18 protein-coding genes are annotated in these 19,032 nt (G+C 57.4%); 6 read left to right on the forward strand and 12 right to left on the reverse strand.

Annotated features, from left to right (window positions below):
- The first annotated feature begins 23 nt into the window (after nucleotides 1–23).
- Nucleotides 24–1,685, forward strand: coding sequence for a ShlB/FhaC/HecB family hemolysin secretion/activation protein (locus A377_RS0108160; protein ID WP_019895793.1), 1,662 nt, complete (start codon nucleotides 24–26; stop codon nucleotides 1,683–1,685).
- A gap of 145 nt (nucleotides 1,686–1,830) precedes the next feature.
- On the opposite strand, the gene A377_RS0108165 is transcribed toward A377_RS0108160, so the two are convergent.
- Complete coding sequence (locus tag A377_RS0108165; protein ID WP_019895794.1) at nucleotides 1,831–2,547, reverse strand: YggS family pyridoxal phosphate-dependent enzyme; 717 nt, start codon at nucleotides 2,545–2,547, stop codon at nucleotides 1,831–1,833.
- Nucleotides 2,548–2,646: 99 nt separating this feature from the next.
- Here A377_RS0108165 and ppk2 point away from each other — a divergent pair, with 99 nt between their 5' ends.
- Complete coding sequence (gene ppk2 / locus A377_RS0108170) at nucleotides 2,647–3,438, forward strand: polyphosphate kinase 2 (protein WP_019895795.1); 792 nt, start codon at nucleotides 2,647–2,649, stop codon at nucleotides 3,436–3,438.
- A 29-nt stretch (nucleotides 3,439–3,467) separates the two neighbouring features.
- Nucleotides 3,468–3,692, forward strand: coding sequence for a hypothetical protein (locus A377_RS0108175; protein ID WP_019895796.1), 225 nt, complete (start codon nucleotides 3,468–3,470; stop codon nucleotides 3,690–3,692).
- Here the strand turns inward: A377_RS0108175 and A377_RS12825 are convergent.
- Genes A377_RS12825 through A377_RS0108205 form a run of 6 tightly spaced genes read right to left on the reverse strand, consistent with a single transcriptional unit; the run spans nucleotide 3,663 to nucleotide 8,795 of the window.
- The gene (locus A377_RS12825; RefSeq protein WP_019895797.1) at nucleotides 3,663–4,349 is read right to left on the reverse strand and encodes a hypothetical protein; all 687 of its coding nucleotides are present in this window, start codon (nucleotides 4,347–4,349) and stop codon (nucleotides 3,663–3,665) included. The two genes, A377_RS0108175 and A377_RS12825, sit on opposite strands and share 30 nt — an antisense overlap.
- Nucleotides 4,339–5,625: a dihydroorotase gene (locus A377_RS0108185; RefSeq protein ID WP_019895798.1), complete on the reverse strand. Its 1,287-nt coding sequence runs from the start codon at nucleotides 5,623–5,625 to the stop codon at nucleotides 4,339–4,341. The genes A377_RS12825 and A377_RS0108185 overlap by 11 nt, the downstream gene beginning before the upstream one ends.
- Complete coding sequence (locus A377_RS0108190) at nucleotides 5,622–6,626, reverse strand: aspartate carbamoyltransferase catalytic subunit (RefSeq protein WP_019895799.1); 1,005 nt, start codon at nucleotides 6,624–6,626, stop codon at nucleotides 5,622–5,624. Before A377_RS0108190 ends, A377_RS0108185 begins: the two co-directional genes overlap by 4 nt.
- A 41-nt stretch (nucleotides 6,627–6,667) precedes the next feature.
- Nucleotides 6,668–7,111: a Holliday junction resolvase RuvX gene (gene ruvX / locus A377_RS0108195; RefSeq protein WP_019895801.1), complete on the reverse strand. Its 444-nt coding sequence runs from the start codon at nucleotides 7,109–7,111 to the stop codon at nucleotides 6,668–6,670.
- A complete protein-coding gene (locus A377_RS0108200) occupies nucleotides 7,104–7,670 on the reverse strand; it encodes a YqgE/AlgH family protein (protein WP_028485388.1) in 567 nt (188 codons plus the stop codon). The genes ruvX and A377_RS0108200 overlap by 8 nt, the downstream gene beginning before the upstream one ends.
- 57 nt (nucleotides 7,671–7,727) lie before the next feature.
- A complete protein-coding gene (locus A377_RS0108205) occupies nucleotides 7,728–8,795 on the reverse strand; it encodes an FAD:protein FMN transferase (RefSeq protein ID WP_019895803.1) in 1,068 nt (355 codons plus the stop codon).
- Nucleotides 8,796–8,998: 203 nt separating this feature from the next.
- On the opposite strand from A377_RS0108205, the gene A377_RS0108210 reads away from it, so the two are divergent.
- Entirely contained in the window at nucleotides 8,999–11,068 is a 2,070-nt protein-coding gene (locus A377_RS0108210; protein WP_019895804.1) for an EAL domain-containing protein, read from the forward strand.
- Here the strand turns inward: A377_RS0108210 and gshB are convergent.
- Genes gshB through metK form a run of 5 tightly spaced genes read right to left on the reverse strand, consistent with a single transcriptional unit; the run spans nucleotide 11,035 to nucleotide 16,180 of the window.
- Nucleotides 11,035–12,045, reverse strand: coding sequence for a glutathione synthase (gene gshB, locus A377_RS0108215; RefSeq protein WP_019895805.1), 1,011 nt, complete (start codon nucleotides 12,043–12,045; stop codon nucleotides 11,035–11,037). The two genes, A377_RS0108210 and gshB, sit on opposite strands and share 34 nt — an antisense overlap.
- On the reverse strand, nucleotides 12,042–13,352 hold the full coding sequence (gene gshA / locus A377_RS0108220) for a glutamate--cysteine ligase (RefSeq protein ID WP_019895806.1): 1,311 nt from the start codon (nucleotides 13,350–13,352) through the stop codon (nucleotides 12,042–12,044). Before gshA ends, gshB begins: the two co-directional genes overlap by 4 nt.
- Nucleotides 13,353–13,379: 27 nt before the next feature.
- Nucleotides 13,380–14,138, reverse strand: a complete 759-nt coding sequence (locus A377_RS0108225) for a 16S rRNA (uracil(1498)-N(3))-methyltransferase (RefSeq protein ID WP_019895807.1) — start codon at nucleotides 14,136–14,138, stop codon at nucleotides 13,380–13,382.
- 3 nt (nucleotides 14,139–14,141) lie between these two features.
- Nucleotides 14,142–14,999, reverse strand: coding sequence for a methylenetetrahydrofolate reductase [NAD(P)H] (gene metF, locus A377_RS0108230; RefSeq protein ID WP_019895808.1), 858 nt, complete (start codon nucleotides 14,997–14,999; stop codon nucleotides 14,142–14,144).
- 23 nt (nucleotides 15,000–15,022) lie between these two features.
- A complete protein-coding gene (gene metK / locus A377_RS0108235) occupies nucleotides 15,023–16,180 on the reverse strand; it encodes a methionine adenosyltransferase (protein WP_019895809.1) in 1,158 nt (385 codons plus the stop codon).
- Nucleotides 16,181–16,574: 394 nt separating this feature from the next.
- Here metK and A377_RS0108245 point away from each other — a divergent pair, with 394 nt between their 5' ends.
- Together A377_RS0108245 and purE are read left to right on the forward strand one after the other, a co-directional pair.
- Nucleotides 16,575–18,398 carry a GGDEF domain-containing protein gene (locus A377_RS0108245; RefSeq protein ID WP_019895811.1) on the forward strand — a complete coding sequence of 608 codons (1,824 nt, stop codon included), beginning with the start codon at nucleotides 16,575–16,577 and terminating at the stop codon, nucleotides 18,396–18,398.
- Between the two features lie 88 nt (nucleotides 18,399–18,486).
- Nucleotides 18,487–19,005: a 5-(carboxyamino)imidazole ribonucleotide mutase gene (purE, locus tag A377_RS0108250; RefSeq protein ID WP_019895812.1), complete on the forward strand. Its 519-nt coding sequence runs from the start codon at nucleotides 18,487–18,489 to the stop codon at nucleotides 19,003–19,005.
- The last annotated feature ends 27 nt before the right edge of the window (nucleotides 19,006–19,032 follow it).

The following is a 19,032-nucleotide window of genomic DNA, read 5'->3' on the forward strand; positions in this document are numbered from 1 at the left end:
AATTCAAATTTGAAGGATTTTTTATGCACGTTTGCACTCTGAAACCCATTCCTTTTGCCTGTGCGCTGCTGCTACTGACCAGTGTTACCGTTCAGGCTCAAACTGCTCCGGATGCAGGGCAAGTCATCCAGGACACCCAGCCCAGAGACATCGAACCGCAAAAGCCCTCGGCCGAGATCGAAGTGCCAGAGCAACCTTTATTGGAAACCCAGCCAGGCGGCGAAGCCATAGAACTCACACGCATCCAGTTTCAAGGCAACAGCGTTTTTGATCACGAGCAACTGCTCGCCCAACTCGACACCCCGTTCGACCAGCCCAAAGACCTCGCCGGATTGCGCTCTCTGGCCAACCAGATCAGCCAATACTACCGCAACAACGGCTACCCCTTTGCCCGGGCCTATCTGCCTCAACAAAAACTGAGCGACGGTCAACTGACCATCGGCATCCTCGAAGGGCGCTACGGCCAAGTCAAAGCCGACGGCCAACTGGCCCAAGGCATCCAACCCTTTCTTGATCACAGCCTGAGCCAAGGCGACCTGATCGAATCCGACCAACTGGAACGCACCACCCTGATCATCGGCGATCTGCCCGGGGTGCGCGTCAGCCCTGTCATGCGACCTGGGGACAACACTGGCGAAGGCAACCTCGACATGCAATCGGAGACCGATCAGCGTTATCAGGCCAACGTCAGTCTGGACAACCACGGCAACCGTTACACCGGCGCTTACCGTGCGATGGTCAATGTCAGCGCCAATCGACTGATCACCCTCGGTGACCAGGCCAGCCTGACGGCCATGCGCACCAATGAAGGCATGTGGTTCGGGTCTGCCCGCTATGACATGCCGTTGGGCTACAGTGGCCTGCGTGGGTTTGCCAGCTATGTGCGAACAGACTATGAACTGGGCACCAGCGAATTCGAAGACGCCGAGATCACAGGGCTGGTGGACATTGTTTCGGCGGGCGTGTCCTACCCGATCATTCGGTCACAGACCAGCAACCTGAAACTCAGTGCTCAACTGGATCATAAAAACATCACCGATGAAAACGGCCAGACAGACATCAAGAACACCAAAAACATCAAAGCCCTGCCGGTCAGTCTGCAGTTTGACCACCGCGATGGCCTGGGTGGCGGCGGTGTGACTTACGGTGCGCTGACCGCCACCGTCGGTGACCTGACGCTGGAAGACGACGACCAGAAAACACAGGACGCTGCCACCGCCGACACCCACGGCCGCTATGGCAAACTGCATTTGGATGCCGCCCGCATTCAAAACATCGGCCAGGGCTTCACGGCTTATATTCGTGGTGTGGGTCAGTGGGCCAACAGCAATCTGGACAGCTCCGAAGGCCTGTCACTGGGCGGCCCCCGAGGCGTACGCGCCTATCCGCAGGGCGAAGCCTCTGGCGACATGGGCTGGCTGGCGCAAATTGAGGTTCGTTATCGCTGGCAAAGTCTGACCCCTTACGTCTTTGCCGACAAAGGGCATGTGATCACCAATGTGGATCGCTGGGACGACAGTGACAACACCCGGGATCTGGCCGGAGCCGGTCTGGGCGTCAGAGTCAACCATAAGGCCTGGTCGGCGGACCTCTCAGCGGCCTGGCGCGGACAGGGTGGAGAGCCCCAGTCAGACACCGAAGACGACGCACCACGTATCTGGGGTCGGATCGGTTATCGGTTTTAACCAGGCCTGCTTCGGCCAACGGTCGTCTGCAGCGAATGGCTTTCAATCCATACGCTTTGTCTTTCATGGCTGACACACAAACCGGTTTGTGTGTCAGCTTTTGTGTTTTTGCTGATACACAAATGGTGTTTTTGACCAGACCTGGTCAGTTTCGGGCGCCGAACAGGTCGGTGCCGATTCGGACTTCGGTGCTGCCTTCAAGGACCGCAGCTTCCAGGTCGCCACTCATGCCCATGGACAGGGTGTCCAGTGGTGCCTCGGGCAGTTGTTGTTGCAGTTGTGTCAACAGTTCGCGCATTTTGGCCAGCGGCTGTCTTTGGGCGTCCAAGGTGTCGCTGGGGGCGGGAATGGTCATCAGGCCGCGCAGGCTCAGGTTGCGCAGTGTCTGCACTTCTTTGGCCGCTTCCAGTACTTCTTTTGGCGAGAAGCCGGCTTTGCTTTCCTGGTCGCTGATGTTCACTTCCAGCAGGATGTTCAAGGGGTCTTTTTCCGGCGGGCGTTGGCTGGACAGGCGGCGGGCGATTTTGAGGCGGTCCACGCTTTCGACCCAGTCAAACTGTTCGGCAATGGGCTTGGTTTTGTTGGACTGAATCGGGCCGATAAAGTGCCAGGTCAGATCCGGGCGCTGTTCGATTTTTTCCAGTGCTTCCTGCAGGTAGTTTTCGCCAAAACAGGTCTGGCCCTGTTCGGCGATGGCGTTGACGTATTCAATGGGTTTGGTCTTGCTCACGGCCAGCAGTTGAATGGCGTCCACAGAGCGTCCAGCCTGTTCGGCGGCGGCGTGTAAGCGCTGTCTGACAGTGTCAAAGTTTTGTTTCAGTGTGGCTTGTGTGTCTGCATCGGGCATGGCGTGGGTGGTCATGTTCAGCCTCTTGTTTACTTTTTGTTTGTTTATTTTGTCTGGTTCGGGGCGTAGAATGAATGCAATCATTATAAGAAGTTTTCATAACCGGGAGAACGCATGAAGAAAATCAAATCCAGTAACATCGCTTATCCGTATGATACGAAATTGAAGCGCAAGGAGTATGAAAAAACCAAAGAGAAATTGCAAATTGAGTTGCTGAAACTGCAGCGTTGGATCAAGGACAATGGCGAACGACTGGTGATCTTGTTTGAAGGGCGGGATGCGGCCGGAAAAGGCGGTACCATCAAACGCATGATGGAACACATGAACCCGCGTGGTGCGCGGGTGGTGGCGCTGGACAAGCCCACGGAAACCGAAAAAGGGCAGTGGTATTTTCAGCGTTATGTGCAGCACCTTCCCACGGAGGGAGAAATTACTTTGTTTGACCGTTCCTGGTACAACCGCGCTGGCGTGGAGCGGGTGATGGGATTCTGTACCCCTCAAGAGTACAATCAGTTCGTGCATCAGGCCCCGGAATTCGAGCGCATGTTGAGCGCCAGCGGGATTCATTTGATGAAATTCTGGTTTTCGGTGAGTCGCAATGAGCAGCTGCGCCGTTTCGATGCCCGCAAAAACGATCCCCTGAAACAATGGAAACTCAGCCCGATGGACATGGCCTCATTGGATTTGTGGGACGAATACACCAAAGCCAAAGAGGACATGTTTTTTTACACCAATACCTCGGAATGCCCCTGGACGGTGATCAAGTCCAATGACAAAAAACGGGCGCGACTGGAAGCGATGCGCTATGTGCTCAACAGCTTTCCGTATGACGACAAGGACCCGGACCTGCTGGAAAACGATCCGCTGATCATCAGCACCGGCGACGAAGTGTTCAAGGAAGATTAAACAACCCGAATGACGATGAGGAACCGATTATGATTATTCAGTTTGATAAGCACGCCAAGGAAGTGGTCAAGGAATTCAAAAGTCTGCTTTCTGACAAGGCTTTACGCGAGATCACAGATGAGCAGTTTTCAGAGCTGGAAACGCTGGTGCTGGCGTCGGTGGAAGTGGTGCATTCCAATATGGCGCACAAAGCCGCCAAGTCACTGGAATCCCTGGCGCACGACTTACGCAAGGAGGCGGGTCACGTCGAATAGCCGCGAGTGCGAAGGCGGGGTCCACTGGGTCATCAGTTCGTTCAGATTGCCTTCAAAGCAGCCAGGTTGGCCTTGTCGGGCGCAGAGACGGTTGGGGATGCCCCAGTCTTCGAGCAGGGTGGCGGCGCCCATGGCCTCGGGCGGAAAGCCCGGCAACAGAAAGCGCGCCGGTTTGACCGGAAACGGAAATCCCTGATCGCTGTGGGCAATCACGGTTAAGGCATAACGCGTTTTAAGCTGTTCGCACAGATGCAGGGCGGTGGCCAGACTCAAGCCGTCTGCCAGCAGGCAAAGCGGGTGGTCCCTACCATTCGGTCCCTCCCCCGATTCGCTCTCCGAGTCACCGCGTTGCCCCGCAGCGGGCACAATGTCCTGCAAAAACCACCAGGCCTGGTGGTTTTGATGGTTTGGATTCTTGTGAACACTCTGTCCGGCATCCGGTGCGTTTTCCTGACGGCTGAGAAACTGAATCCGTTGGCCCTGATCCTTGATGCTGAGCAGAAGGGTTTGATCATTCAGTTGCAGATTGACCGGCCAGCGGTCGGCTGGCATCGGTGGGTCACAGCGGTATTCGTGTACCCAATACTCCCCGATTTGCGGCAGGCTCTGCTGCCAGATCAGCGCGGGCCACATCGGCTCGGCGTTGTCAGACCGCATTGTTGCGATACACCGGCCGTCCCTGAAAGTAGGTGGCTTCCACCTGTCCCTGAAATTCCCAGCCGTGAAAAGGACTGTTGTCGCCCTGACTGATCAGTGCAAACCGATCCAGTTCCCAGTGTGCTTCGGGGTTGAACAGACAGAAATCGGCGGAAAGCCCTTGGCTGAGGCTGCCGTTCTGAATGCCGATGATTTCCGCCGGACGCTGACTGAGTGCGGCAATGGCCTGGTTGAGCGTCAGGGTGTTGTCCTCGACCAGACGCAGGGTCAGTGGCAGCAGGGTTTCCAGACCACTGATGCCGGGTGCGCTTTCGCCGTAAGGCAGGAGTTTGACGTCGCGGTCCAGCGGGGTATGGTCGCTGACAATGGCATCGATCACGCCGGTTTTGACGCCCATGCGCAGTGCGGCCTGATCGTTGTGGGTGCGCAATGGCGGAGTGACGTGAAACAGGCTGTTGAACTCCAGCAGATCGTAGTCGGTCAGATGCAGTTGGTGAATGGCCACATCGCAGGTTACCGGCAAACCGGCTTTTTTGGCCTGAGCGATCATTTCCACCGATTTGGCGCAGGATACCTGCGAAATATGCACCCGTACCCCGGCTTCTTCGGCCAGAATCAGGGTTTGCGCCAGCGCGGCGGTTTCGGCGCTGTAGGGAATCCCATTCAGGCCCAGTCGACTGCTGACCGCGCCACTGTGGGCCACGCCGCCGTTTTTCATGGTCTGATCTTCGCAACGCAGCATCAGCAGAATGTCGTTGCTGGCGGCGTAGCTCATGGCGTTGCGCAGCGTCAGCGGGTTTTGAATCGGTTGGTCGGCCTGGCTCAACGCAATGCAACCGGCGTTTTTGAGCGCGGCCATGTTGCTGAGCATTTTGCCGTCCAGATTCTGGGTCATGGCGCCAATGGGCAGCACAAACGCGGTGGCGGCCTGACGGGCGCGGCGTTGAATCAGTTCGGTCACCGCCTGGGTGTCGTTGACCGGCTGGGTGTCGGGTGGGCAGCAGATGGTGGTGATGCCGCTGGCCACGGCGGCTTTGGTTTCGGAGGCAATGCTGCCTTCGTAGTGGCTGCCGGGTTCGCCCAGACGCGCCTGCAAATCCACCAGGCCTGGTATCAGCCACTTGCCAGAACCGTCAATGGTCTGGTCGGGACTGAAGCCTTCCGGTGCGGTGTCGCTGATGGCCTGAATGCGGCCGCGGGCGATGTACAGATTGCTGACCCGGTCGAGATTCTGACTGGGGTCAATGATGCGGGCGTTTTCAATCAGCAATCTCATGCGCGGTCCTCCTGCATCGATTGGGTGGTCTCTTTCAGGGCCTGGGCGTTTTCGGTGATGATCGACATCACCGCCATCCGCACCGCAATGCCGTTGGTGACCTGATCCAGAATCACCGACTGTTCGCCATCGACCACTTCTGAATCGATTTCGACCCCGCGGTTGACCGGCCCCGGATGCATGACAATGGCATCGGGTTTGGCGAAGGCCAGGCGCGATTTGGTCAGGCCGTAGAGGTTGAAAAATTCTTTTTCACTGGGCAGGAGGGCGCTTTTCATGCGTTCGCTCTGCAGCCGCACATTGATGATCACATCCACGTCGTCCAGCCCGTCTTCGATGTTGTCAAACACATGCACGCCCAGCGCAGATGGGTCGGGCGGCATCAGGGTTTTGGGGCCAATCACCCGGATTTCGCGGGCTTCGAGCAGGCTCAGCGCCTGAATCTGTGAGCGCACCACCCGCGAATGCTGAATGTCGCCGATGATTGCGACCTTGAGGTCGTAAATGTCGCCTTTGTGGCGGCGGATGGTGAGCATGTCGAGCATGGCCTGCGTGGGGTGGGCATGCTGACCGTCGCCGGCATTGATCACATGAATGTGCGGGGCCACATGGCGGGCGATAAAATGCGCCGCGCCGCTTTCGCTGTGGCGCACCACAAAAATGTCGGCCAGCATCGCCTGCAGATTCCACAGGGTGTCGAGCAGGGTTTCGCCTTTTTTGGTGGAGGAGGTGGCGATGTTGAGGTTGACCACATCGGCCGAGAGCCGTTTTTCCGCAATTTCAAAGGTGGTCAGCGTCCGGGTGCTGGGCTCGAAAAACAGATTCATGATGGTCTTGCCATGCAGATTGGGCACCTTGCCGATCTCGCCATGCTCGTCAATAAAGCCGTCGGCAACATCCAGAATCTGGTTCAGATGGCGGGGCTTGAGGCCTTCCAGTGTCAGGAAATGACGCAGTTCACCCTGTTGGTTGAGCTGCAGATTGGGCGTGGTCAGTCGCATGCGGTTTCTTTTCCCATCAATCCGTCGTTTGAGTGACTATTCTATTGTTTGGCTGACACGGTGTCTAACCAATTCGTTAATATGATTTCCGCGGCCAGATGATCCGAGGGGGCGCCGCTGGTGGTCCGTTTTTCGGCTTCGATCGAGCTGAGTTGTTCTTCGATGAAATACACGGGGCGTTTGTAGCGCCCACTGAGACGCTGGCCGAATTTCCGGGCCGGTTGGGTCAGGGCCTGGGCATCGCCGTTGAGGCGCATTGGCAACCCCACCACGATGGCCACCGGCTGCCAGCTTTCGAACAGGGCGCTGATCGCGTCCCAGTCGGGGCGGCCATCGCGGCTGTCGACAATGGTTTCCGCGCTGGCGGTCGCGGTCAGGGTGTTGCCGATGGCGACGCCAATCCGGCGCAGGCCGAAATCAAAACCGATGACGCGGCCCTGAGGCACGGTCGGCGTTTCGCCTGAAGGCACGGCGGCGTCAGTCATGCCCGGCGTCCATGCTCAGAAATTCCGGGGAAATGCCCAGGGTGCGAATCGCGGTGTCCCATTTTTTTTCGGCGGGCACGTCGAACAGCAGGCTGGCGTTGTAGGGAATGGTCAGCCAGTGGTTGCCTTGAATTTCTTCATTGAGCTGGCCTTTTTCCCAACCGGCAAACCCCAGACACACCAGAAAATCCTGTGGGCCCTGCTGTTCGGAAAGGGCTTTGAGAAAGTCTTCGGAGACGGTCATGCCCAGATCGTCAGGCAGGGGCAGCGATTTCTGCCAGTCGCCGGTGGGCTGGTGCAGAATGAAACCGTGTTCCATGTCCACCGGGCCGCCCATCATCACGGTGTTGTCAAGGTAATCGGCGTCGGCCGGAATCGGCATGTCAAAGTGTTCCAGCAGTTGCGACACATCCAGTTGGTGCGGGTAATTGACCACCAGTCCCATGGAGCCATAGTCGTTGTCTTCGACAACATAGATCAGCGCCTTGTCAAACCAGCTGTTGGCCAGATTGGGCATGGCGATCAGAAAGTGGTGCTCTAGCGACTGGAGTGTTTGCATGCCACTCATTATACCGATTCGGGCGTTGATTTGGGTGGGCTTGGTTTTGAGTCAGGGTTACATGTTCAGGCTGGCATTGGACTCTGAATTGGGAGGCTGCAAATCGCATTGCACTCTGTGCAGGCGTTCGGCCATGGCCGGGGTGGCAAAACAGCGCCCATCCGGGGCCACAACGAACGCCTGTTTGATGCCCATTCTGTCGGCAATGCGCTGCCATTGGCTGGGCCCGGCCACCATCAACGCGGTGGCGGCACTGTCGGCGGTGGTGGCATCCGGGTGGGCGACGGTCACTGAGGCAAAATAGTCGGTGGGGGCGGCGGTATTGGGGTTGAGGATGTGGCTGAAGGTCTGGCCCTGCCATTGATAGGCGCGCTGATAGGTGCCGGACGTGACCAGACTTTCATCGCCCTCTACGGTAATGGACGCCAGTGCCTGAGCGGGATCGGCCGGGTCTTGAACCCCAATGGACCAGGCCTGGTAAGTTTTGGGGTCGCGCTGGCCCAGAATGCGCAAATCGCCGCCGATGTTGATCACCGCATTGTCAATCCCGGCGGCCTTAAAGCGTTCGGCAGCCAGGTCCAGTGCCAGGCCTTTGGCGTTGCCGCCGAAATCGAGTTGAACGGCCGGGTTACGGCTGTGGAGTGTCAGACCTTCAAACCAGAGGTCGGTGATTCTGGGACGGGTTTTTAACCAGGCCTGGCGCTCGGCTTTGGAAGGCGGCGGTCCTTCCCAGTGTTCACTGTGAAAGCCCCACAGCGCAATCAAACTGCCGATTGCCGGGTCAAACAGGGCATCGCTGGCTTTGGACAGCGCCTGGGTTTTCAGGATGAAACGCTTGAACAAAGGCGGCACCTCAATCGGTTCGCCCCGGGCAATGGCCTGATTGATGCGATGGAGCTGACCGCTCTGGTTCCAGGCATGCCAGTCTTTGTGCAGGGCGTGAAACCGTTGTTCGATTTGGGAAAACACCGACTGGGCTGTCTGCCGGTCTGTTTCGTTTGCGGTCAGGCTGACGACGGTCCCGAACACGGGAAAACGTGTCTGATGGGTTTGGGTCGGCGCCTGACAGGCAAAAAGCAGGCTGCCGGTCAGCGCGATCAGGAAAAATAGAAGTTTGGGGCGCATAAAAAGAATCTGTTCGACTGTAAACGCATAAATTTTATGGAAATAAGTTAATGTGCTAGTGTAGAACACTACACTAATACCAAAATGGTCATGGAACGTTTTCATCAAGCAAGTGTGGGAAAGCGGCTGCGACCGCTTGCCTTCGCTTCGAATCTTGCGTTAATAACGGTCCAATCATTGTATTCCAACAGGTCATGCATTGTATGAATTTATCGTCTGAGCAGGTGGTTCGGGTTCTGTCCCATTTTCCAGAAGGGGTGTTCACCCTGAACCATGAGTGGGTCATTACCTACGCCAATCAGGCGTTTTCCCAATTGCTGGGTTATGACCCGGAAGAATTGATTGGCTCGGCTGTCGGACAATATCTGAACGACATGTCGATCATGGAAGCCTGTCAGGCCCAAGTAGCAAAAACAGGCCATTGCGTTGAGCAACAATCCGATTTTGTCCACCGCCACGGCCATGCGGTGCGCATCACCAAGAGTGTCCAGCGCATTGAGGATGAGCAGGGTCTGTCGATGCTGATGGTTTGCGCGCGCGATGACGCATCGACGCAGCAGCTCGGCCAGGCATTGAAGGTGAACGCCACCGAATTGGAAGCCAGTAACGAAGCACTGGCCCAGCAAGTGAGCGAGGGGACGGAACGCCTGCAAAAACAAATGGCGTATCTGCGGGCATTCAAAAAAGCGGTGGATACCAGTGCTCTGACATGGATGCTGGATGGGGACATGAATGTGCTGGACGCCAACGGCCAGCTGTTGCGGCGAACCGGCTACGAGCTGAGAGAATTGCTGGACCGCGATTTTTTTGATTTGTGGGACGGCGAGTCAGACAACTTGAAATCCAGTCTGTTTGATACCCTGGCCAGGCACAGCGCCTGGAAAGGGGTGGTCAGTTATCACACCAAATCCGGTCAAACATTCTATCTGGATACCACGCTGGCCAAGATTTTTGATCAGGGGGCCTCTGAGGCAAAATACGTCTGCATCGGTTACGACGTGACCGCGTTGATTGAATCGACGCAGGCCATGGTCAGGCGGCTGCATTTTGATGGTTTGACCCATCTGCCCAATCGCCTGAGTCTGATGGAAGCTTTGCACGATGAGGGGCAATCCGACCGGATCGGGCTTGTGCTGTTCAATGTGGACTGCTTCAGCGAGCTCAATGCCTGTTTTGGCCACAATGCGGGAGATTCCTTGCTCAAAGCGCTGGGCCAGACGCTTCAGGAAGCGTTTTCATCCACCGAAGGCGTGGTCAGTCTCTACAAGCTGCCGGTGGACGAATTTGCGTTGTTGCTGGAGCTGGACGCCGTGGAGGCGGGGTTTGAAAGGCAAGTGGCGGGGTTTCTGCAACATTTGCCGCATCAGCGTTTTCAGCTGGACGGTCAGCAGGTCAATGTTTCGGTGACCGCAGGCTGGGCCACCACCGATACGGCTGGCCCCGAAGGCCGGGAAGTGCTTTCGGGAGCCGACATGGCCCTCAAGCGGGCCAAGGCCCGGCGTCAGACCTTTCTGGCGTTTGATCCGACGCTGAAAATCAAAAAAACCTACCAGCAGAATCTGAATTGGATTGAGCGCTTGAATCGAGGGCTGGAAGAAGGGCGATTTGTGCCGTTTTATCAGCCGATTGTCGATGCCAAAACCCATCAGGTGGTCAAATACGAATGCCTTTTGCGTTTGCGCGAAGGCGACGATTATGTGTCTCCGGGCGCTTTTCTGGACATTGCCAAGCGCTTACGACTGTACCACCGTCTGACCCAAACCATGATCGATCAGGTGTTTGCCAAAATCGCCACCACGCCGCATCATTATTCTGTCAACCTGTCGATTGAAGACATCGCCGATGAAACCATGCGTCAATGGCTGATCGACCGGATCAAAACCTGTGCCGACCCCGGGCGGTTGGTATTGGAGATTGTGGAGTCCGAAGGCATTCAGAATTACGGCACGGCGAGGGAATTCATTCGCGCTGTCAGAGCCCAGGGAGTGCAGGTGGCGCTGGACGATTTCGGTGCTGGCTATTCCAATTTTGCTTACATGGTGCAATTGGATGTGGATTACCTGAAAATCGACGGTTCGATCATTCGCGACATTTGCGACAATCCGGCCTCAGAGGTGATGACCGAAACCATTCTGGCGTTTGCGCACAAGCTGGAGGTCAAAACCATTGCCGAATTTGTTTCCGATGAAGCCGTTCTCGAATGTTTGACACCCTTTGCGATCGATGAGTTTCAGGGGTTTTACTTCGGCAAACCCTCACCCGAAGTGGCCTGAGCCGGCGGCAGATCGGCCAGTGCGTCCAGCAATTGCCCGGCAATATTCAGGTCAAACGCCGCATCCAGTTCGCGTACGCAGGTCGGACTGGTGACATTGATTTCGGTAATCACCTCCCCGATCACATCCAGCCCCACAAAATACAGGCCTTTGGCCTTGAGCGTCGGCCCGACCTGTTGGCACAGCCAGCGGTCGCGTTCCGTCAGCGGCTGACCCACGCCACGGCCACCGGCGGCCAGATTGCCCCGGGTTTCCCCTTTGGCCGGAATCCGCGCCAGCGCATAATCAATCGGCTCGCCGTTGATCATCAGGATCCGTTTGTCGCCGTCCTTTATTTCGGGCAAATACACCTGCGCCATAATGTGGTGCTGGCCGAAGTCGGTCAGGGTTTCCAGAATCACCGAGATATTGGGGTCGTCCTGGCGCACCCGAAAAATCGAGCTGCCGCCCATGGCGTCCAGCGGTTTCAGGATCACGTCTTTGTGCGTTTGAATGAAATCCCGAATCTGGTCGGGGTGCGCCGCCACGCGAGAGGGGGCCAACGCCTGAGGAAACCAGCTGGCAAAGAGTTTTTCGTTGGCATCGCGCAGTGCCTGAGGCCGGTTGATCACGCGTGCGCCTTCGGCTTCGGCCAGTTCCAGCATCTGAGTGCTGTAGAGGTAATCGTTGTTGAACGGCGGGTCCTGACGGATGAAAATCTGGTCCATCTCACCCAGCGGTCGCACCTGGGTGGGGCCAAAACCGTAATATTGCGAGGTGGTGTCGGCCTGGGCCCGATCCCAGACTTTCAGTTGGGTCATGCGCCCATAGGGGCGGCCGTTGTCCAGAAAAATGTCCTGCGGCGTCAGGTACCAGAGCGCGTGGCCGCGCCGCTGCGCTTCGAGCAGAATGGCAAAAGACGTGTCCTTCCAGGGTTTGATTCCCTCAATCGGGTCCATCACCATCGCCAGATTGAGCCTTGTGCCTGACTGGCTCATGAGTGCGGCTCCGTCAGTTTGCCCTGTTTGGCCTGGTCGATTTCACGTGCCGCCGCCAGCAGGGCTAGGCGCGCGATCACGCCATAGGCGTAGAAACGGTTGGGGCTGGCGTCCGGCGCCTGGTTCTGGTCCGGGGTGACGCAGGCGGTCTGGAAGGACAGCGACTGAAAGTGCATGCCGGGCGAGTTCAGGTTGTCGGTGGCGCTTTTGCCGGTATGGACCCGATAAAATCCGCCGACCACCTGATTGTGAATCATATAGACCACGGGTTCGGCCACGGCCTCTTCGATGCTTTCAAAGGTGTAGACGCCTTCCTGCACCAGCATCTGCTCGGCGACCCGACCTTCCTTGGCCGAGCTCATTTTGTTGCGCTGTTTGCGATTGAGACTGAGCACGTCTTCGGGGTTGTTGACCGACATGATCGCCATGCCGTAGGTGCCGCTGTCGGATTTGATGATCGCAAACGGCTGACAGTCAATGTCGTGGTTGTCGTAATAGGTCTGGGTTTGCTTGAGAACCTGATTGACCGAGTCGGCCAGGGTTTCCAGGCCGGTACGTTCCTTGAAGTTGACCGGTCCGCAGGGCAGAGACAAGGGGGTGATCAGCCAGGGATCGATGTCGATCAGCTGGGCGAATTCCTGGGTGATGTCCTGATAATGGCCGAAATGCTCGGTCTTGTAACGGTCGGCCCAGCCCAGATCCAGCGGCGGGAGCAAGGTCTGGTCAATGTTTTCCAGAATTTCGGGGCGTCCGCCGGACAGGTCGTTGTTCAACAACACCGCGCAGGGGAAAAAATCGTCCACGCCCACACGATCCTCCTGACGGGTCAAAGGCTCCAGCGTCAAGGTTTTTCCGGACGGCAGGGGCAGGTCCGTGGGTTCGGTGATGTCCGGATTGATACTGCCGATGCGGACTTCGTAACCGGCGGCCAGCAGAATTTCCTGCAGGACGGCGAGGTTCTCCAGATAAAACTGGTTGCGGGTGTGGTTTTCCGGGATGATCAGCACGCCATCGGCAATGGGGCAGGCGGCGGTCACCGCGTTTTGCGCCGCCTGAATCGCCAGCGGGCGCAGGTCGGTGTGCAGGTTGTTGAAACCGGCCGGAAACAGGTTGGTGTCCACCGGGGCCAGTTTGTAACCGGCATTGCGCAGGTCCACCGAGGCGTAGAACGGTGCCGGGGTCTGCTTGAATTGTTTGCGGAACCAGGCTTCGATCTGGGATTGCTGGTTGAGCAGGTGTTGTTCCAGTTCCAGCAACGGGCCGGTCAAAGCGGTTTGTAAATGCGGCACCTGATTGGTTGAAGGCATAATGGTCGTGTTCCGTTATTTGAATGGTCAGCGAGCAAAGTCGCCCCAAAGCGTTTGCATGGCGGCCAACAGGGCGACGCCAGCGGTTTCGGTTCTTAATACTCTAGGGCCAAGGGCAATGGCTTTCAAGCCTTTTTCCACGGCCTGGTCGATTTCGGCGGTGCTGAGCCCGCCTTCGGGACCGATCAGAAAGCACAGCGGCTGCTGCGGTGCCGGTGGGGTCAGGTCTGAGAGGGTGTGCGTGGCCCGCGGGTCCAGAACCAGGCCTGGCAGATTTGTGGTCTCGGCGTCTGCTGGCAGGGCGTTTAACCAGGCCTGGTAAGTTTTCAGGGGCCGCACTTCCGGCACATGGGCTCGGCCGCATTGTTCGCAGGCATGAATCACAATCGCCTGCCATTGGCGCCGACGCTTTTCGGCTTTGTCATCGCTCAACCGTACCATGGAATGCTCGGTCAGCACTGGCTGGATGGCCGTGACCCCAAGTTCCACCGCCTTTTGCAGGCTGTAATCCATGCGGTCGCCTTTGGAAACCGACTGCACCAGTGTGGTGGTAAGCGGCGATTCGCGGTCCACCGCCGACAGGGCTTCGATCCGGGCCGATGCCTGTTTTTTGGAAACGGGGATCAGGCGGGCACTGGCCTGCTGACCCTGGCCGTCGAAAATTTCCAGCGGATGCTCGGCCCGGAGGCGCAGCACGCGCATCAGGTAATGCGCCTGCTCCTCGCTCAGCTCAACCGACTGCTCAGGCTGGTAGTGGCCGGGCACGTATAGACGGGGGATGCGCATGGCCTAGTCCTGGCGGAAGGTCAGATTTTGCACAATGTCGATGGTCGGCTGTGGCTGGTTCATGCTGTAAAAATGCAATCCCGGCGCGCCGATGTCGAGCAGGCGTTGTGACAATTCCTGCACCACCTCTTTGCCAAACGCCTTGAGGCTTTCGGGGTCGTCTTCGTAGCTTTCCAGCCGGCACTTGAGCCACCGGGGGATTTCGGCCCCGCAGCCCTGGGAAAAGCGCACCAGATTTTCGTAATTGGTGATCGGCATCACGCCGGGCACAATCGGCAGATCAATCCCGGACTTTTCGCAGTTGTCGATGAAGTAGCGGTAGCTGTCGACGTTGTAGAAATACTGGGTGATGGCCGCGTCCGCGCCTTGATCGACCTTGTGCTTGAACCATTTGATTCCCACGTCGCAGTTGCGTGCCTGTGGGTGGGTTTCCGGATAAGCGGCGACTTCGATGGTGAAGGTGTCGCCAGTGGTTTCGCGGATAAACGCGACCAGGTCGCTGGCGTATTTGAATTCGCCCGGGTCCATCATGCCCGAGGGCAGATCGCCACGCAGGGCGACCAGTCGTCGGATGCCCATGGCGTGATATTGGGCCAGCAGCTCGCTGACGCTCTCACGCGTTGCCCCGACGCAGGTGATGTGCGGAGCGGCGGCGTGATCGGTCCGGGTCTGAATGTATTCAACCGTTTCCATGGTGCGGGCCTGGGTGGTGCCGCCGGCACCGTAGGTCACCGACATGTATTCCGGGTGAATGACATTGAGTTGTTCGATGGTGTGCTGCAGCTTTTCCACGCCGCGGTCGGTGCGCGGCGGGAAAAATTCCAGGCTGATTTTTTGGGGGTACTGGCGTTGTGATTGCATGAAATGGGTTTCCTTGTGTGGGCTTACAGACCGGCTTCCTGACGCAAGGCATCGGCCTTGTCGGTGCGCTCCCAGGTGAATTCCGGCCGTTCCCGTCCGAAATGGCCGTAGCTGGCGGTCTTCTGATAGATGGGGCGATACAGGTCCAGCATCGCAATCAGCCCTTTGGGGCGCAGGTCAAAGTGCTCGCGCACCAGTTGCACAATGCGCTCGGGCGCAATTTTGTGGGTGCCGAAGGTGTCGATGTTGATCGAGGTCGGCTCGGCCACCCCAATCGCATAGGAGATTTGGATTTCGCACTTGTCGGCCAGTCCGGCGGCGACAATGTTTTTGGCCACATAGCGTCCGGCATAGGCCGCCGAGCGATCCACTTTGGATGGGTCCTTGCCCGAAAACGCGCCACCGCCATGACGGGCCATGCCGCCATAGGTGTCGACAATGATTTTGCGGCCGGTCAAACCGGCGTCACCGACCGGGCCACCGATCACAAAGCGGCCAGTGGGGTTGATGTGATACCGGGTCTGGTCGTGCAGCCACTCGGCTGGCAGCACCGGGCGGATGATTTCTTCCATCACCGCTTCTTGCAGGGTCTGGTTGCTGACATCCGGGTCGTGCTGGGTGGAGAGTACCACCGCGTCCACGCCCACCGGCTGGCCGTTTTCATAGCGCAGCGTGATCTGGCTTTTGGCGTCCGGACGCAGCCAGTCAAGTGTCCCGTTTTTGCGGCATTCGGCCTGACGCTCCATCAAACGGTGCGCATAAAAAATCGGGGCGGGCATCAGCACTTCGGTTTCGTTGGACGCATAGCCAAACATCAGGCCCTGATCGCCAGCGCCCTGTTCGTGATCGTCGTACTCGTCCACGCCCTGAGCGATTTCGGGCGATTGCTTGCCAATGGAGCTCAGCACCGCACAGGTGTCGCCGTCAAAGCCCAGGTCGGCGTGTTGATAGCCAATCTCGTTGACCACCTTGCGCACCAGTTCTTCCTGGTCCACCCAGGCCGTGGTGGTGATTTCGCCGCCGAGCATTACCATGCCGGTTTTGATAAACGTCTCACAAGCCACACGGGCTTTCGGATCCTGCTTCAGGATCGCATCGAGCATGGCATCGGAAATCTGATCGGCGATTTTGTCCGGATGGCCTTCGGAGACCGACTCGGAAGTAAATACCTGGTTCATCATACTGTGTCCTCAATGTGGTGTTTGGTGCATTCAGCGCATGCACGAAATAATGGATTCTTTGCGCGGGTCCAACCAATGAACGCGTGCAAAAAGCTCTGATTGAGAATACGGTGCTGGCAGCCTATTGAGTTCCATCGGCTGCTAAGGCGGGGCTGTGACAGTCCTCGCTTTAGCCGTATTTATTCAACCCGAATGGCGAACCATTCGGGGTAAGCGCCCGCAAGCTGATGTTCAAATCGGCGCGGCATTATTGTGAAAAAAAACTGACTGAAATGCAAGGTCTTTTGTAAACCCGAAGCCAAACATTCGGGTTGGCAGAAATCGGGAAAAATGTCATCCCAGTGCAATCTTGAGCGGATAGGCTGGCCTGTCTGATTGCTATGGAGGGTGTGTGATGCGCCAGCAAGCCGCTTTCACGAACGAATTGCCCGCGTTTGACGGGTCTCTGCCGGACGATCTGAGCAGCTCGCAACTGGGGCGAGAGCTTCAGGACATTTTTGAGCACTCGCGACTGGCCACGTTTTTTCAGCCGATTGTGTCCCTGAAAAAAAGCGGGATCATCGGGTTTGAGGCGCTTTCGCGCGGCCCGGAGAATTCGCCGTTGTTTTCACCGGCCAATCTGTTCAGTGCGGCGATCAAGCACGATCTGCTGCTGGAAATGGATCTGATGGCGCGGCGTATCGCGATTGAGACCTTTCATCGTCAGGCCCACTTGCATCAGAACCTGCCGTTTCTGTTTCTGAATGTCTCGGTTAGCACCTTGTTGAACCAAAATCATCAGACCGGGTTGACCCTGCAGTATCTGCAGGCGTTTGATCTGGATGTCAGTCATGTGGTGATCGAAATCACCGAACTGCAACCAGTCGAAGACATGTCGCTGTTTCAGGAAGCGATCAGCCATTACCGGCGCATGGGGTTCAAGGTGGCGATCGATGACCTCGGGTCCGGTTACAACGGCCTCAAGCTCTGGTCGGAAGTAAAGCCGGACTTTGTCAAAGTGGACAAGCATTTTATTGCCGGCATTGACCGTCAGGCCGACAAATACCGTTTTATGGAAACCATACTGACCCTGGCCAAGGGGCTGGGCACCAAGGTGATTGCCGAAGGGGTCGAAACCGAATCCGAACTGCGGATGCTGGAAAAACTGGGCGTGGATCTGGTGCAGGGCTATCTGCTGAAGCGGCCAGCGGCCAGTGCGTCCATGGTGCTGGATTATGATCTGAAGCCTCAGGTTCAGAGCAGCGCGGGGCCAACCGAGGCGGTGAAAATTGTGATCAGCCCGGCCAAGGCCATGTCGCCCAATACCTCGGTTCAGGACATGACCGAATTGATGCTGAAGGATCAGCAACTGGAATTTGTGCCGATTGTGGAGCAGGGCATTGTGCGGGGCATGGTCTGGCGGCGGGAGCTGATGGACGTAATGGCCCGGCCTTTTGGTTACGACTTGCATACCCGCAAAAAGATCACCCGCTTTATGGACCCGGACCCGCTGGTGTTTGACGCCAACACGCCGCTGGTGGATGTGAGTCGCACCATCACCGAACAGGGCAATTATGAGCGGGGGCACTTTGTGATCACCGAAGACGGCTTTTATCAGGGCTGCGGTTCGTTTATGGAAGTGCTTCGGGTGATGACCGATCTTCAGGTGTCCAGTGCACGTTACGCCAATCCTTTGTCGGGATTGCCGGGCAATGTGCCGATCCAGAACTGCATTCAGGACCATCTGGATCAGGCCGTGTCGTTTACGGTGATGTATGTGGACGTGGACAATTTCAAGCCCTATAACGATTACTACAGTTTTGAACAGGGCGATCAGGTGATCAGCGAAGTGGCCAAGGTGCTGCATTCGGCTGTGGGGTTGAAGCAGGCCTTTATCGGGCATGTGGGCGGCGACGACTTTGTGGTGGTGACGCGTGATTCGGGCTATCAGGCCATATGTGACAACATACTGGAAGGCTTTTCTCAGGCGGTGGCGCAGTTTTACACCGAAACCGACCGGCAGCGTGGCGGCATTGTCGCCAAAAATCGGGAAGGCGAGGAACGCTTTTTTCCGATGATGAGTCTGTCGATCGGGGTTTTGCTGGTCGCGCCGGGGCAGTTTGATCACACTCAGAAGCTGTCGTCTTGCGCCACCCGCGCCAAAAAAGGCGCCAAGTCCGAAGGCGGTAATACCTATTTTGTGGCCGATGCCGGTCTGCTGGATCAGGCCGCTTCCTGAGCGGTGAGGGCGTGGCGTGCGGGTTTTTGCTTGCATTTGTGTGGTTGCGCGTTAAAATATACGGTTTTTCAACGAAAAGGTCCGTGTTATGACAGCGACAACGTCCACGTCGTCGGCGCTAAAAGTCGGCGTGATCATGGGGTCCAAATCGGACTGGCCCACCATGACACAGGCGGCAGAAATGCTGGAAACACTGGGGGTGGCCTATGAGGTCAAGGTGGTGTCTGCGCACCGCACTCCGGATTTGATGTTTGAGTACGCCGAGCAGGCCGAAGACCGCGGGCTGGAAGTGATCATTGCCGGTGCGGGCGGCGCGGCGCATCTGCCCGGCATGGTGGCGGCCAAAACCCTGATTCCTGTGCTGGGCGTGCCGGTGCAGTCCAAAGCCCTGAGCGGGCAGGACTCGCTGCTGTCGATTGCGCAAATGCCCGGCGGGATTCCGGTGGGCACCTTGGCCATTGGCGAAGCCGGGGCCAAAAACGCGGGCATACTGGCGGCGCAAATTGTGGCCAACCACGATCCGGTTGTGCGCGAGGCGTTGCGCGCGTTTCGTCAGGCCCAGACCCAAACGGTGCTGGATTGCCCGGACCCGCGCGAAGCGGGCTAACGCTTCCATATCAGGCTCCCATATCAA

The organism is Hydrogenovibrio halophilus DSM 15072, assembly GCF_000384235.1.
Classification (GTDB): Bacteria; Pseudomonadota; Gammaproteobacteria; order Thiomicrospirales; family Thiomicrospiraceae; genus Hydrogenovibrio; species Hydrogenovibrio halophilus.